Genomic DNA, 545 nt, shown 5'->3' with positions numbered 1-545 from the left:
GGATCCAGTCGCCGTCGCGCAGGTCGATGACCTCGATGCCGTCATACTGGTCCTCGCCGTCCTCCAGATTGATTCGCTGGAAGCGGATATCGAGGCCGACCTCGGCGCGCAGGCGGTCGTAGCGGATCGTGTCGTGGCCGGCACCGCCGTTGAGCAGGTCGCGTCCAGCTCCCCCGACGAGGATGTCGTCGCCGGCCAGTCCATCGAGCCGGTCGTCGCCTGGACCCCCGACGAGCCGGTCGCCCTGGCTGGTCCCGGTGAGGCGGACGGCACCGAGGCCCAGGCTTTCGGCGACGACCCGTTCCTCCGGTCGAGTCCGAGGGGCTGGTGTCGTGACGGGATCAGGGACCGCTGCGGCAGGCGCCTGCTCGACCCATGGTCGGGGAGCAAGGGTCGGTGCGGGGCCAGGCGGCGTGGCAAGCTGGGGCTCCCGCGCCTCCACGGGCGGGAAGGGCTCGCGCTCCGGCGCGGGAGGGGACCAGGACAGGAGATCGGCGAAGCGTGGAGCCGACAGGATCGGATAGCCGTCGGCGAGGGCGTTGAAG

The 545-nt window shown here is 71.6% G+C and carries 1 pseudogene; it reads right to left on the bottom strand.

Annotation, left to right across the window (positions count from 1 at the left end):
- Nucleotides 1-545, bottom strand: a pseudogene (locus AC1DWF_RS37840) (hypothetical protein); the annotation flags it as partial.

The organism is Aminobacter sp. P4_D5 (assembly GCF_056401815.1).
The sequence above is the reverse complement of the archived record's forward strand: the minus strand, read 5'-3'. Positions and strand labels throughout refer to the sequence as shown.